At 53.1% G+C, this 14,123-nt stretch carries 15 protein-coding genes and 2 tRNA genes; 8 read left to right on the forward strand and 9 right to left on the reverse strand.

From position 1 onward, the window contains the following. Positions 1-340 precede the first annotated feature (340 nt). The 4 genes from HALTITAN_RS09255 (at position 341) to HALTITAN_RS09270 (ending at position 3,507) form a co-directional block, all read left to right on the forward strand. Complete coding sequence (locus HALTITAN_RS09255) at positions 341-1,399, forward strand: methionine ABC transporter ATP-binding protein (protein ID WP_022523241.1); 1,059 nt, start codon at positions 341-343, stop codon at positions 1,397-1,399. After that, entirely contained in the window at positions 1,380-2,033 is a 654-nt protein-coding gene (locus HALTITAN_RS09260; RefSeq protein ID WP_022523240.1) for a methionine ABC transporter permease, read from the forward strand. Before HALTITAN_RS09255 ends, HALTITAN_RS09260 begins: the two co-directional genes overlap by 20 nt. Positions 2,034-2,135: 102 nt before the next feature. Then, positions 2,136-2,927, forward strand: coding sequence for a MetQ/NlpA family ABC transporter substrate-binding protein (locus HALTITAN_RS09265; protein WP_007114419.1), 792 nt, complete (start codon positions 2,136-2,138; stop codon positions 2,925-2,927). Between the two features lie 97 nt (positions 2,928-3,024). Next, complete coding sequence (locus HALTITAN_RS09270) at positions 3,025-3,507, forward strand: GAF domain-containing protein (protein ID WP_027957467.1); 483 nt, start codon at positions 3,025-3,027, stop codon at positions 3,505-3,507. Between the two features lie 93 nt (positions 3,508-3,600). On the opposite strand, the gene HALTITAN_RS09275 is transcribed toward HALTITAN_RS09270, so the two are convergent. Together HALTITAN_RS09275 and HALTITAN_RS09280 are read right to left on the reverse strand one after the other, a co-directional pair. Next, positions 3,601-3,677, reverse strand: a tRNA-Val gene (locus tag HALTITAN_RS09275). A 22-nt stretch (positions 3,678-3,699) separates the two neighbouring features. Continuing rightward, a tRNA-Val gene (locus tag HALTITAN_RS09280) sits at positions 3,700-3,776 on the reverse strand. A 233-nt stretch (positions 3,777-4,009) separates the two neighbouring features. Between HALTITAN_RS09280 and HALTITAN_RS09285 the strand changes: the two genes are divergently transcribed. Then, on the forward strand, positions 4,010-5,080 hold the full coding sequence (locus tag HALTITAN_RS09285) for an endonuclease/exonuclease/phosphatase family protein (RefSeq protein WP_009286938.1): 1,071 nt from the start codon (positions 4,010-4,012) through the stop codon (positions 5,078-5,080). Between the two features lie 36 nt (positions 5,081-5,116). Here the strand turns inward: HALTITAN_RS09285 and HALTITAN_RS09290 are convergent, their stop codons facing one another. Continuing rightward, the gene (locus HALTITAN_RS09290) at positions 5,117-6,493 is read right to left on the reverse strand and encodes a class II fumarate hydratase (RefSeq protein ID WP_039859038.1); all 1,377 of its coding nucleotides are present in this window, start codon (positions 6,491-6,493) and stop codon (positions 5,117-5,119) included. Between the two features lie 296 nt (positions 6,494-6,789). Between HALTITAN_RS09290 and HALTITAN_RS09295 the strand changes: the two genes are divergently transcribed. Further along, on the forward strand, positions 6,790-7,164 hold the full coding sequence (locus tag HALTITAN_RS09295) for a phasin family protein (protein WP_039859040.1): 375 nt from the start codon (positions 6,790-6,792) through the stop codon (positions 7,162-7,164). A gap of 111 nt (positions 7,165-7,275) precedes the next feature. On the opposite strand, the gene hda is transcribed toward HALTITAN_RS09295, so the two are convergent. The 3 genes from hda to HALTITAN_RS26210 form a co-directional block, all read right to left on the reverse strand. Beyond that, positions 7,276-7,983 (reverse strand): DnaA regulatory inactivator Hda, encoded by a 708-nt coding sequence (gene hda, locus HALTITAN_RS09300; RefSeq protein ID WP_009286940.1) that lies wholly within the window; start codon positions 7,981-7,983, stop codon positions 7,276-7,278. Then, a complete protein-coding gene (locus HALTITAN_RS09305; RefSeq protein WP_009286941.1) occupies positions 7,980-9,110 on the reverse strand; it encodes an AI-2E family transporter in 1,131 nt (376 codons plus the stop codon). Before HALTITAN_RS09305 ends, hda begins: the two co-directional genes overlap by 4 nt. Before the next feature lie 163 nt (positions 9,111-9,273). After that, entirely contained in the window at positions 9,274-9,396 is a 123-nt protein-coding gene (locus HALTITAN_RS26210) for a hypothetical protein (protein ID WP_255200381.1), read from the reverse strand. Between HALTITAN_RS26210 and purM the strand changes: the two genes are divergently transcribed. After that, entirely contained in the window at positions 9,395-10,462 is a 1,068-nt protein-coding gene (purM, locus tag HALTITAN_RS09310; protein WP_022523235.1) for a phosphoribosylformylglycinamidine cyclo-ligase, read from the forward strand. The genes HALTITAN_RS26210 and purM overlap by 2 nt on opposite strands. Continuing rightward, on the forward strand, positions 10,459-11,214 hold the full coding sequence (purN, locus tag HALTITAN_RS09315) for a phosphoribosylglycinamide formyltransferase (RefSeq protein WP_009286943.1): 756 nt from the start codon (positions 10,459-10,461) through the stop codon (positions 11,212-11,214). Before purM ends, purN begins: the two co-directional genes overlap by 4 nt. Positions 11,215-11,297: 83 nt before the next feature. On the opposite strand, the gene dcd is transcribed toward purN, so the two are convergent. From dcd to HALTITAN_RS09330, 3 genes are all read right to left on the reverse strand, one after another. After that, positions 11,298-11,864 (reverse strand): dCTP deaminase, encoded by a 567-nt coding sequence (gene dcd, locus HALTITAN_RS09320; protein WP_009286944.1) that lies wholly within the window; start codon positions 11,862-11,864, stop codon positions 11,298-11,300. 11 nt (positions 11,865-11,875) lie between these two features. Further along, positions 11,876-12,676 (reverse strand): iron-sulfur cluster carrier protein ApbC, encoded by an 801-nt coding sequence (gene apbC, locus HALTITAN_RS09325; RefSeq protein WP_009286945.1) that lies wholly within the window; start codon positions 12,674-12,676, stop codon positions 11,876-11,878. Between the two features lie 174 nt (positions 12,677-12,850). Beyond that, positions 12,851-14,020, reverse strand: coding sequence for a coiled-coil domain-containing protein (locus HALTITAN_RS09330; protein ID WP_009286946.1), 1,170 nt, complete (start codon positions 14,018-14,020; stop codon positions 12,851-12,853). Between the last annotated feature and the right edge of the window lie 103 nt (positions 14,021-14,123).

Raw genomic sequence — 14,123 nt, forward strand, 5'->3', positions numbered from 1 at the left:
CGCACAGAACTAAAAACTTAAATATTTATAAAAATCAGAAAATAATGCTGACTCGGCGACTTACAACATAAAATCAGATGGATAAAATTGACAAGGCAGCGACCTATCTCTAAAATTTTGCCGCAAATGTAATGACGCCGATTTGTACCCAGATTGCGGGCGTCCACCTAGTCTATGGCTTAGTATTTAGCCTACTGATTGAGTGAAGTGCAGCTAAACGGGTGTGTCCAGCGTTGATGGCCACCCATTGGGGTGGCCTTTTTTATTTTCTATTCGATACTGGCCCTCCCCCAGCTCGCATCCCGCACTCCGTCTTCGGCCTACCGTTAAGGCAGACGCTATGATTGAACTTAGCAACGTCAGTAAAACCTATTTCAGTAACAACAAGGGCAGCGGCGCAAATGCCGTCCATGCACTCAAAAATGCCACTCTCAGTGTGCCCAAAGGCACTATTCACGGCGTCATCGGCCTCTCCGGCGCAGGTAAATCAACGCTAATTCGCTGCGTTAATCTCTTAGAGCGCCCCACGAGCGGCAGCGTCACGGTCGATGGTCAGGAAATGACCCAGCTGAGTAACGCCGCGCTTAATCGTGCGCGTCACCGTATTGGCATGATTTTTCAACACTTTAATCTATTGACCACACGCACGGTGTTCGACAACGTTGCCCTGCCTCTAGAACTAATGGGGCAAAAACGCCACACCGTCCGCGATCGCGTTATTCCGCTCCTGGAGATGGTAGGCCTGGCAGATAAGGCCAACCAGTACCCTGCTCAGCTTTCCGGCGGTCAAAAACAGCGTGTGGCGATCGCCCGGGCGCTAGCCAGCAAGCCGCAGGTGTTGCTCTGTGATGAGGCAACCTCTGCGCTAGACCCACAAACCACCAGTTCAATACTGGAACTGCTGCGCGATATTAACCACCAACTGGGCATTACCATCCTGCTGATCACCCACGAGATGGAAGTGGTCAAATCGATTTGCCACCGGGTGAGTTTGATCTCGGACGGCGAACTGGTGGAAGACGCTGAAGTCGGCGACTTCTTTACCGCTCCGCGTACCCAGCTTGGTCGTGAGTTTCTTAACGACTTCCTCCAGCTAACACCGCCCAAAGAGCTGATTGAGAGACTCCTTGATGCCCCAGGCGAAAACACCCACCCTGTGGTACGCCTAACCTTCTCTGGCGATGCAGTCTCGACGCCGCTGATTTCCCGCCTTGCTCGAGAGTGCGGGGTCGATGTCAGCATTTTACAAGCAAAAGTAGAGTCGATTCAGGAACGCACCCTGGGCCTGATGATTGCGGAACTACTCGGCTCTCCGACGCAAACCCAGCAAGCCATGCACTATCTCGAATCTCATCAACTGCAAGTGGAGGTACTCGGCCATGTCCAGCGCAATGATTGATCTCATTTTACAGGCCACGCTGGATACCCTTTATATGGTGGCCGTTTCAGGACTTATTTCTACCCTCGTCGGCTTGCCCCTTGGGGTAATGCTGTACGTTACACGCCCACGGCAAATATTGGCGAAGCCCGTACTTAATCAAGTACTGAGCATTATTACCAACGTTGGTCGCTCCATCCCGTTTATTATTTTGATGGTAGCGATCATTCCTTTTACGCGCATGTTGGTGGGCACCTCGATTGGCATTAATGCCGCGTCGGTACCGCTCACAATTGCCGCTATTCCGTTTGTCGCTCGGCTTGTCGAGGCTGCACTTAATGAAATCTCGCCAGGGTTAATTGAAGCCGCCCAAGCCATGGGCGCAACGCCTTGGCAAATTATTCGCAAGGTGCTGATTCCGGAAGCTCGCGGCGGGATCATGACGGGTTTAACCATTACCGTTGTCACGCTGGTAAGTTACTCCGCCATGGCCGGCGCAGTGGGCGGCGGTGGTCTCGGCGACTTAGGTATCCGCTACGGCTACAACCGCTTCAACCCAACCATCATGCTGATTACCGTGGTTATTTTGGTCGTCATGGTGCAGGGTTTTCAGAGCTTGGGCGACTACTTGGTACGCAAAAGCGATCGCAAGTAGCCACTCGTTTATTTGTCATCCATTATAACTAAAATGCATTAGACAACAGTTTTTTATTGCCGCATCATTGCACCATCTATCAAAATGCCACTGGAGAGATTCATGCAAAAACTGATTATTGGCAGCCTTACCGCCCTGGCGCTTGCCGTTAACGTCGCCAATGCTGAAACGCGCAGCATCAAAATGGGCACCGTTGCGGGCCCTGAAACAGAAGTGATGGAAGTTGCAGCGCGCATTGCCAAAGAAGAGTACGACCTTGATGTAGAAATCATCGAGTTCACTGACTACGTTACCCCGAACGCAGCCCTTGCAGACGGCAGCCTAGATGCCAATGCCTACCAGCATGAGCCCTATTTGCAGTCGATGGTCGACGATCGTGGCTATGACCTGGCAATCGCTGGTTACACCTTCGTGTACCCGATTGGTGCTTACTCAGAAAAATACGACAGTATCGACGACCTGCCTGACGGCGCACAAATCGCACTGCCCAATGACCCTTCAAATGAAGGTCGCGCGCTGATCCTGATGCACAACGAAGGCCTGATCACCCTTAACGATCCAGAATTTCTCGAATCAACACCGATCGATATCGCTGAAAACCCCCGCGACTTCCGTTTCCGCGAAATAGAAGCCGCCCAACTCCCCCGCGTGCTGCCCGATGTCGACATGGCGTTCATCAACAACACCTTCGCTCAGCCTGCTGGCCTAAGCCTGGATGACGCCTTGATCAAAGAGGGCCCCGAGTCTCCTTACGTCAACCTGATCGCGGTTCGCGGCGGTGACGAAGAGCGTGAAGAGATTCGTCAACTGGTCGACGCCTATCAGCGTGATGAAGTGATCGAGAAAGCCGAAGAACTATTCAAAGGCGCAGCAGTTCCTGGCTGGATCGAGTAATACCGCAAGCCATCAATAGATGACGTCAGGCCGACACGCATAGGTAACCCCAAATGCAAAAGTGTCGGCCTGTTGCGTTTGTAGCAAAGGATCCCTCATGCAAAACAGTGTTGACTACCCTCTTCTCAATCGACAGCTTGAAGCGCTGCTCGATACACGTGATTGGCTCACCAACAGCGCGCAAACCTGTGCGTTTATTCACCAACAGCTTAGCGACTTAAACTGGGTAGGCTTTTACCTTCAACGCCAGCCTGATGTGTTAGGTCTAGGCCCTTTTCAGGGGCAGCCCGCCTGCCACCCGATTCCCTTTAGCAAAGGCGTATGCGGCGCGGCTGCTCGCCAACAAACTACCCAGCGAGTGGACGACGTACACGCGGTTGCCGACCATATTGCCTGCGACGCCAACTCTCGCTCTGAACTGGTGATTCCCATCGTAGTCGATGGCAACCTATGGGGCGTACTGGATTTGGATAGCCCGCTGGAGGCGCGCTTCACACAACAAGACCAAGCAGGCATTGAGGCCCTGGTAGCAACGTTTATGCGCCAAACTGACCTACCCGACCTAATTCAAAAGAGCTAGTTAAAAGCTATAGTCTACAAAATAAAAAACGCCATATAACACCCACACAAAAACGCCCCAAGCATCACTGCCTGGGGCGTTTCTGATAAAAGCTGGTAGGACCAGGCGGATTTGAACCGCCGACCTCCACGATGTCAACGTGGCGCTCTAACCAACTGAGCTATGGTCCTGAAAAGAGGTGTGGCATAAGGCTGGTAGAACCAGGCGGATTTGAACCGCCGACCTCCACGATGTCAACGTGGCGCTCTAACCAACTGAGCTATGGTTCTATTGCGCTATCTGTTCTATTGCACTTTCTGAGATGGGCTATTGGATAGCCGCGCGCCTTGCAACGGATGCATATCTTACGCTCTTATCACTGAATTGCAAGTTCTTTTCCATTGCGCGCCCTCTCCCGCCAGCCTTAAACCCATTACGAATAGAGGCTCAATTCGACACCTGTGACCTTCTAGCGCTAGGCTTAACGCTTCAAGGTGCTGGGTGTTCTATAGGGAGATAAACCATGCTGGGTATTTTGCTAGGAAGCATAGCGATCGTACTGTTATTGGCGACGCTGATTGCAAGAATACATTTACACTGGTGGTGGATCCGCAGTTTTGAATTTCCACGCCTGCAGATCGCTTGCCTAGCTTTAATCACTTGGCTATTAGCCGCTATCTTCGTTGAGCCTGGCCCTTGGCTATGGGTAGCCCTGCTCGCCTCAGGCATCACTTTACTGTTTCAAGTCTACTATATTCTGCCCTGGACACCGCTGTGGCCGGTGCAGGTCAAGGCGGCGAAGAGTAACGATTCAGATAAAACGATCACGCTACTGATCGCTAACGTACTGACCCCTAACCGGCAGGCCCAAGCGCTGATCGATATGATTAAACAGCATCAGCCCGACATAGTACTGACCCTGGAGTCAGACCAGTGGTGGCAAGATCAGTTAGATCCGGCTCTCGCAGAGCAGTGGCCGCACAGCGTTAAAATCCCGCTCGACAACCTTTACGGCATGCACCTTTACTCGCACCTGGAGCTCTCTAACACCTCGGTGGAGTGGCTAATTCAGGACGACATCCCGTCTATTCACACCCGAGTGACGCTTGCTAACGGCGATAGCATTCGCTTTTACGCGTTACATCCCCGTCCACCGGCCCCCAGTGAGAGTGAAAAATCCCTTTGGCGGGATGCTGAACTGCTATTGGTCGGCAAGAAAATTCATGAAGATCCCCAAGCAACGTTGGTCGCCGGGGATCTGAACGATGTAGCGTGGTCGCGCACTACGCGACTTTTCTGCCGCGTTGGCGGCATGCTCGACCCACGCCGGGGACGTGGTTTATTCAGCACCTTCCACGCCAAATATCCCGTGTTGCGCTGGCCCCTTGACCACATTTTTGTGACCGAACACTTCACCTTAGTCGGCATGCAGCGCCTGAGTTACTTCGGCTCCGACCACTTCCCGATACTGGCCACCTTTTGCTACCGCCCTTCGCGTCAAGATGAGCATGAAACGCCCGAAGCCGATGCTGAGGAGCGCAGTGAGGCCAGCGAAACGATTCAGGAAGGTAAAACCGAAAAGCAGGAAACCTGAACGCGGTTGGCCTAAAGATAGCTGACCTTAAACGTGTTACTCAGGAATGCCTCCGTGCGTTAACGCGACCGGATCCAGCAGCCGCTCTAGCGTCTCCCGGTCAAGGTCAGTTTTCTCCTCCGCCACATCAATAATTGGCCTCCCCGCCTGGTAAGCCTCTTTGGCGACAGCGGCGGCGGCGTTATAGCCAATCACGCCATTTAGCGCCGTTACCAAAATGGGATTTCTGGCCAGCGGGCCTTCCAGGTTATCTTCACGAACCTTAAAGGTGGCAATCGCACGATCAGCCAGCAATCGAGCGGTATTACTCATCAAGCTTATAGACGTTAATAAGTTGGAAGCCACCAACGGCAACATCACGTTCAGTTGAAAGTTACCACTCTGCCCGGCCACGGTAATCGCGGTATCCAGGCCAATAACCTGTGCAGCGGCCTGGGCGGCTGACTCAGGAATAACAGGATTAACCTTCCCAGGCATAATTGAGCTACCGGGCTGTAACGCCTCGAGCTCAATCTCGCCCAGCCCCGCCAGCGGCCCCGAATTCATCCAGCGCAGGTCGTTGGCTATTTTCATAATCACGCAGGCTAAGCCTTTCAACTGCCCCGAGAGCTCTACCGCCGCATCCTGAGACGAGAGGCTGGCAAAGAAGCTGTCATTAGGGGTAAACATCAACCCGGTCTGTTCGCTCAGCTCTTGGGCGACCTGCTCAGCAAAACCGATAGGAGCGTTAATGCCGGTCCCCACGGCCGTGCCACCTTGAGCTAATCGGCACAGCCGTTTCATGGCACTATCAAAGCGCTCAATGGCCTGACCTAGTTGGCTAGACCAAGCACCCAGCTCTTGATCCATACGCAGCGGCATGGCGTCCATGAGGTGAGTACGACCGGTTTTTACCACATGGCTCAGCTCACTGGCCCGCTTGTCGATAGTGTCACGCAGGTGGACAAGGGCTGGGCGCAACGATTCGTGCACCGCGATGGCAGCCGACAGGTGAATGGCCGTGGGAATCACATCATTGCTGGACTGCCCCATATTGACGTGATCGTTCGGGGTTACCTCAACGCCTTCACGGCTTGCCAATGTAGCCAACACCTCGTTGACATTCATATTGGTGGAGGTACCTGAGCCAGTTTGAAACACATCGATAGGAAAGTGCTGGTCATGCTTGCCCGTTAACACTTCCCGCGCCGCTTTTTGAATCGCTTCCCCCCGCGCACTATCAAGCCCTCCTAGCGATTGATTAACCCGGGCTGCCGCTAGCTTGATACGCGTGACAGCGTGAATAAAGGCCGGGGGCATGGGCGAATGAGAGACAGGGAAGTTATTGATTGCCCGCTGGGTTTGTGCCCCATAAAGAGCCTCAGAAGGCACTTCCAACTCGCCCATGCTATCGCGTTCCATCCGTGTTGCCATTGCTCTTTCTCCCATCAGTAAGATTAATGGTGATGCTTATCTGAGCGCATAGCCGACCTATCGTTCACTCGCTAAAGCCACATCCACTGCCTTCAAGCTAGCTGGTTAGACCATAGGGGTAAACAGGCTCTTGCCCCGTGCACTTTAAAATGCCAAAAACCAAATGTTGCACTGCACAAAAACAGTTGCTATGCTGCACTGCAAGATAGCTTATAAATAAAGCTACCCAATTAAATAAGCAGCGCCAACCTCTGGATAGCTGCTTTTGGTAAGACTAACCCCAGGAGGGTATGACGATGCGTACATTAAATACTAACGAAATGACTCAGCAGTTTGACAACATGTTCATGGCGCCAGTACGCGCTTACATGGCGCTGAGCATCGATTACAGCGAAAAAATGATTAACGCTCAGATGGACGCCAGCAAAGCTTATGCCGACACCGGCATTGCGCAAATGCGCCAAATGATGGAAGTAAAAGACGCAGAGGGCCTGCGTAGTTACATGGAAGGCCAGCAAAAGGTAGCTAAAGAGTTGGCTGAGCGTGTTAAAGGCGATACCGATAAAGTCGTATCTCTGCAGCAGGACTTTATCCAGAAAAGCCAGAAAATTACCGAAGACAACGTTAAGCAGGCGCAAACCGCTGCTAGCAAGTTGAACAAAACCGCTTAATCGCTTATTGAAACAGTAAGCTAGCAAGCATGTTTTATAAAACGCCCCTCGTCGGCTCTTGCTGACAGGGGCGTTTTAGTCGTTGCCTTTAGCATTTCTGTACCAGCCGTTTCACCAACCGAGGGCGGATTTCACAAAGGGAATAGTAAGCTTGCGCTTGGCTGAGAGCGATGCTTTATCCAGAGTCTCCACCGCGCGACACAGCTCACCTAACTCGCGGGGGCCACGATGCAAGATATAGCGCCCAACATCATCGGGGAGCTGCATCCCTCTCACACTGGCGCGCAGCTTTAGCGCTGCCAAACGCTCTTCGTCATCCTCCAAAGGGTGAACATGAAACGTTACCCCCCAGGTCAGGCGCGAAGCCAAATCCGGTAGCACCACGTTTAATTGACGCGGTGAAGCACTGGCGGCAATCACTAATTTCTTGCCAGCATCTCTTAGCCGGTTAAAAGCATGGAACAGCGCTTCCTCCCAGCGCTTGCGACCAATCACACACTCCAGGTCATCAATGGCGACCAGATCCAGGCGCTCGATGTCTTCCAGCATTAATGGCGGAAAGTGGCCCAAGTCATCCAGGGGGAGATACAGTGCTCGTTTATCTGCATCGGACGCCGCATGACACGCCGCCTGTAAAAGATGGCTACGCCCTACCCCTGGCGCGCCCCACAGATAGAGGAACTGCTCCCCCTCCGGGGTAAGCTGCTGGGTAAGGTGTTCTACCAGCGGCGTATTTGCACGCGCCACATAATAATTATCAAAGGTCGCGTCATCACGCAGACCAATTCCCAAGGGAAGCTGTGCCGGTGCTCGGCTCATGGTGACTCCCGTCCATCATGATGGCCCAGCTCATCGTTATGTGAAGAGCTGACCTCAATGATTGGCGTATGTTTATCAGTATTTTGTTCGTCGTATAACTCGCTATGCTGATAGCGAACTTTTACTTCTTTTAGCAGCACTAGAATCACCGCGGCAACAGGCAGAGCCAACAACACCCCTGTTAGGCCAAACAGATTCCCCCCCGCCAGCACGGCGAATATAACCGCGACCGGATGCAGGCCAATCTTATCGCCCAACAATTTAGGCTGGAGAATCACACTCTCGGCCATTTGGCCAATACTAAACACCAGGATAACGCCTAACACCGCCCACCAGGTGGCGTACTGGAACAGCGCCACAACAAGGGCAATCACCAAGCCGACAATAAAACCCAGGAACGGGACAATGCTCACCAGTCCGGACACAAAGCCGATCAATAGGCCAAAGTTGAGCCCCATCAACGTTAAGCCCACCGCATAAATAATCCCTAAACAGAGCATTACCAGCAGCTGGCCGCGTAGAAACGATGACAACACTTCATCACAGCGACGCGCCAACCGGAAGGTATCATCCGCCCACTGGCGTGGCACGAGATTGGCAATATTGGTCAGCAGGCGGTTCCAGTCCAAAAGCAAATAGAAGGTCACCACAGGAATAAGTGCCACATAGGTGATCCAAGAGGCAAACGCCATACCGGAGCGGCCAATTTGGCCTAGCGCCTGGGCTAGGTAGCCACCAGCATCGCGCCAGTTTTCGACCAGCGTCTCGCGCGCGTTGGTTAACTCCGCGGTCAAGTCATAACCTGTCCACTCTTGTACCTGAGGAGCAAGCGTATTTTCTACCCAATTGAAGATACCCGGAATAGCTTCGCCCAGCTGTTTAAGCTGCTGAACAAGCAGCGGGATCAATATCAACAGGCTCGCCACGAGGACGACCAACAGTACTAAAAACACACTGCTCACCGCGAACGGCCGATTCATGCCCCAGCGCTGGAAACGGTTAGCCAGCGGGTCAGCTAAGTAAGCGAGAATCATCCCAGCAATAAAAGGCATCAGCGCCGCGTCTAACAAATAAATTAAACCGCCTATTACCACCAAAAATAGGACGCCCCACCAAGAATTCCGCATAGTTCCCTCTCAAACGTGGATTTAATCCGCTAAATATCACTTATCGTTACTATGGCACTGATCACGACACACTTTACTTATCACTACTAACTTTCACTCGCCACTACTAACTTTCATCCGCCACTACTATGCCGCAAATGAACGAAAGTCGCGCGTCTGCTTTTCATCCTGCGCGACGGCGGTGCGGCCAGCGTCGCTGAGTGTTACAATCCGCCAAAGTTAAGCCCAGCACTGGCCAATTCGCCAGCACTACCAGCACCGCTATTTGCTTCACAGGATCTGTCATGACCGAGACCTCTTCTTCTTCGGCTACTCCTTCCCTCAGCTATAAGGATGCAGGCGTCGATATCGATGCCGGTAACGCCCTTGTTGACCGCATTAAACACGTTGCCAAACGCACGACTCGCCCCGAAGTCATGGGCGGGCTTGGCGGCTTTGGCGCGCTATGCGAGATCCCCGCGGGCTATCGGCAGCCCGTGCTCGTCTCAGGTACCGATGGCGTCGGCACCAAGCTGCGCCTGGCAATGGATCTTGGCAAGCACGACACCATTGGTATTGATTTGGTCGCCATGTGTGTCAACGACCTTATCGTGGCTGGCGCCGAACCGCTGCTATTTCTTGACTACTATGCCACGGGTAAGCTCGATGTGGATATTGCTGCTGACGTTGTCACCGGCATTGGCGCTGGTTGCGAATTGGCTGGCTGCGCCCTGGTAGGCGGCGAAACCGCCGAAATGCCGGGTATGTACGAAGGCAGCGACTACGATTTAGCGGGCTTTTGCGTGGGCGTGGTTGAAAAAGCAAATATTTTAGATGGCAGCAAAGTGGCCGAAGGCGATGTCATATTGGGACTTGCCTCATCCGGGCCACACTCCAACGGCTACTCATTGATTCGTAAAATCCTTGAGGTTAGCGACGCTTCGCTAGAGACCGACATCGACGGTAAAACCCTTGGCGATGCGCTGATGGCCCCCACCCGTATCTATGTCAAATCACTGCTCTCCTTGATGCGCGGTAGCGAGATTGCCGTGCATGCGTTATCACACATCACCGGTGGCGGTTTGCTTGAAAACATTCCTCGCGTACTGCCGGACAACCTCGCTGCGCATATTGATATTGCCAGTTGGCAGCGACCAGCCGTGTTTGATTGGCTACAGGCCAATGGAAACGTGAATGAAACTGAAATGCACCGCGTGCTCAATTGCGGTATTGGGATGGTCGTTGTGGTGCCGCAGCATCAAGCAAAACAGGCAATGGCTCACCTGGAAGCCGAAGGCGAATCCGTTTATCGTCTAGGGCAGATCGTTGAACGCCAAGGGGACGCCGTTATTTTGGAGAACCTCTCGGCATGACCAATACGGACTACCAGAGCGATACCATTAAAGACGTAACACCAGAGCCTCTCGGTGCACGCCGCATTGTCGTGCTTATCTCTGGCAGCGGTAGCAATCTTCAGGCGCTGATTGATGCTCAGTCCCACGACCGCTTAGGCGGCGGTGAGATTGTCGCAGTGATTTCCAATATTGCTGACGCCTATGGTTTGAAACGCGCACACGAAGCGGGCATTGAAGCGGTTGCCCTCCCCCACAGGGAGTATGATAGTCGCGAAGCCTACGACGGCGCCTTGATCAAAGTCATTGAGCGTCACGAGCCGGATCTGATTGTACTGGCGGGCTTTATGCGCATTTTGACGCCTCGCTTTGTGCAGCGCTTCCTGGGCCGTATGCTGAATATCCATCCTTCATTGCTGCCAGACTACCAAGGGCTCAACACTCACGCCCGCGCCCTGGCAGACGGTGTTGCCAGCCACGGCTGTAGCGTTCACTTCGTCACCGAAGAGCTAGACGGTGGCCCAGTGGTACTGCAAGCGGAGCTGCTGGTCAACGCGGACGACACGGCTGAAACACTGCAAGAGAAGGTTCGCTCCCGGGAACACCTAATCTACCCGATTGCAGTGCAGTGGTTTTTGGAAGGCAGGCTGCAGTTCAGTGCCGAAGGCGCCAAAATGGACGGTCATCTGCTACCGGAACACGGTATGCGGCTTTCCCACGCTGATGCTGCAGAAGAGCTTGATGAGGAGCTCGACGAAGAGTCGCAGGATTAGCATGAAAACGTCATCATAAGCATTGAAAAGCGCCTTACGTTTTTGCCGTAAGGCGCTTTTTTGTAGCAATGTACTTCGTATAACTAGGTACGCGGCAAGGTTACCCCACGCTGCCCCATATACTTTCCGCCCCGGTCTTTATACGAGGTTTCGCATACTTCGTCGGACTCTAAGAACAACATCTGGGCGACGCCCTCATGAGCGTAGATTTTTGCCGGCAGGTTGGTGGTGTTAGAGAATTCCAGCGTAACGTGGCCCTCCCACTCGGGCTCCAGCGGCGTCACGTTGACAATAATGCCGCAGCGCGCGTAGGTGGATTTCCCCAGGCAAATAGTCAGCACGTTACGGGGAATACGGAAATACTCCACCGTGCGCGCCAGCGCAAAAGAGTTCGGCGGAATAATACAGACATCGCCTTTAATATCGACGAAGCTGTTCGCGTCAAACGCTTTGGGATCAACAATCGCTGAGTGAATATTGGTGAAGACTTTGAATTCGTCTGAGCAGCGCACATCGTAACCGTAGCTTGAGGTGCCGTAGGAAATCACGCGCTGTTCGTTCACGTAGCGCACTTGCTCGGCTTCAAACGGCTCAATCATCGCGTCGCTTTTGGCCATGCGACGAATCCAATTATCAGATTTGATACTCATTTATGTCGTTATCACTCACTAAAGGAAATAGTTGGGCCGTCGCCTTGATTCGCGCTAACCGCTTCAGCGACTTTTTGGGCAATAGTCGCAAAGGTTTGACTCACCGCCCCGTCAGGTTCGGATACCACACTCGGGCGTCCCGAATCTGTCAGCTCTCGGATGGAGAGCGTCAGCGGCAGGCGTCCAAGTACTTGGGTATCGTACTCCTGGGCGATATTATCGCCACCACCTGTGCCGAAAATAGCCGCTTCATGGCCGCACTTTTCGCAGTGGTAGAGGCTCATATTTTCCACCACGCCAAGCACCGGCACGTTGACCTTGCGGAACATTTCGATCCCTTTACGGGCATCTAACAGCGCAATATCCTGTGGGGTGGTCACAATCACCGCCCCTGCCACCGGCACTTTCTGGGCCAGGGTCAGTTGGATATCGCCAGTACCTGGGGGCATGTCGATCAATAGAAAATCGAGATTATCCCATTGGGTTTGCGTCAGCATCTGCTGAAACGCGCCCACTACCATCGGCCCGCGCCACACCATTGGCTCACGGGTATTGACCATAAATGCCATCGACATGGCCTGAATGCCATGGGCCTGGAGCGGAAGGAATTTGTCATTACTTGCCGCCTGGGGGCGCGTACCCTCTTTAACACCGAGCATTTGTGCCTGGCTGGGTCCATAGATATCCGCATCCAGGACACCCACGCGATAGCCCTGTGCTGCCAGCGCTAATGCCAAATTCACGGTGACGGTGGATTTTCCCACGCCTCCCTTGCCCGATGCCACTGCAATAATATGTTTAACCCCATCCATTCAATGGCACTCCTCGTTTTAAGCTCTTAATAACTGAATTAACGTTGAGTGAATGATACGCCTCACAGCCAAAATCATAAACCAACAACAAGTGGGCGGATGCCGGTTCCCCGACATCCGCCCTCACTTTTCTAACGCGAAAGGTGCGTTACAGCATTACTATCCCGCCACTTATTAGCCAGCGTTTTGCTGCGACTCTTCACTGCCACCATCGCTGTCATTGGCGCTCTCACTTGAAGAGTTCCCATCTGACGAGCCCCCATTCGACGAGCTATCAGAAGAGCTGCTCGGGGAAGATGATGCAGCCTCACCCGCTGACTCTTCTGCATCGGCCAAACGGCTGTCTAATGTCGACAGCTCATCGCGCCATTCACTTAACTGGCTCTCTAAACGCTCTAGCTGGCTTTCACGCTTTTCGATATCACTCTCAACGCTGGCCACTTCTTCACGCCCAATATCCAGGGCAACCATGACGTCATCCAGCTCACTGCGCACCTGACTCAAGCTCTGCTCTTCTTCTTCGCGCAGCGCCGTTAGCGAATCAACATCACTTTGCAGCTCATCGCGTTCGCTGGTGAGTGAGTCACGCTCATTTTTTAGCTCACCAAGCTCGCTCTGGACACTCGAAATTTCCTCTTCTAAGCCACTTAGCTGTTCATTTGACTGGCTAATCTGATCTTCCAGCGAGGACAACTCATCTTCGGTATTGCCCAGCTCTTCGATCGCTTGCTGACGCTGCTGCTCCGCTTCCTGACGGGCAGCCTCAGCCTCCTGGCGGGCTTCTTCAGCACTAGAACGCGCTTCTTCTACTTGCTGGAGGGCACTTTCCGCCTCATCCCGAGTGCTGGTGATTTGATCACGCTCTTCGCGCAACGCAGTCATCTCGCTTTCAGCGCTCTCTACCTGCTCATTAAGAGAGGCAATTTCTTCTTCCAGCGCATCGCGCTCGGACTCAAGCTCTTCTAAACGCGACTGCACATCGCTGACATTGCCTTGGGCACTCTCAAGCGACGAGCTGGCCTCTTGCTGTTGAGCCTCAAGGGACGCCATCTCCTCTTGCAGCGCGGCTAAATTGGTTTCAGCTTCCTCAATTTCGCTAATGCGCTGGCTCATTTGGCTATTTTCCTGCTCAGCGCTGGCGAGCTGCTCTTCTAAGCTATCGACACGATCCTGGCGAGAACCTGCATTAGACTGCGCCATAATGGCCCAGATAACGGCAATGGCGGCGATACCAGCAATCGCTTTTACCCGGTTATCTTGAAAGAGGGTTTTCATGTCCGACTTTTTAGCCGGTTCTGGCTTGTTGGCAGGCGACTGGTGATCCGAGTGGTTTGCTTCCGACATTATGCGTTCCTCTATGGTCTTAGCTAACGTTTGTCCAAGCTAACAACAATCAGTTGCGCGATGATCAAGTACATAGGTAATGCGCTAACCGTGAATGCTCTCC

The sequence above is a fragment of the Vreelandella titanicae BH1 genome (assembly GCF_000336575.1).
GTDB classification, from domain to species: domain Bacteria; phylum Pseudomonadota; class Gammaproteobacteria; order Pseudomonadales; family Halomonadaceae; genus Vreelandella; species Vreelandella titanicae.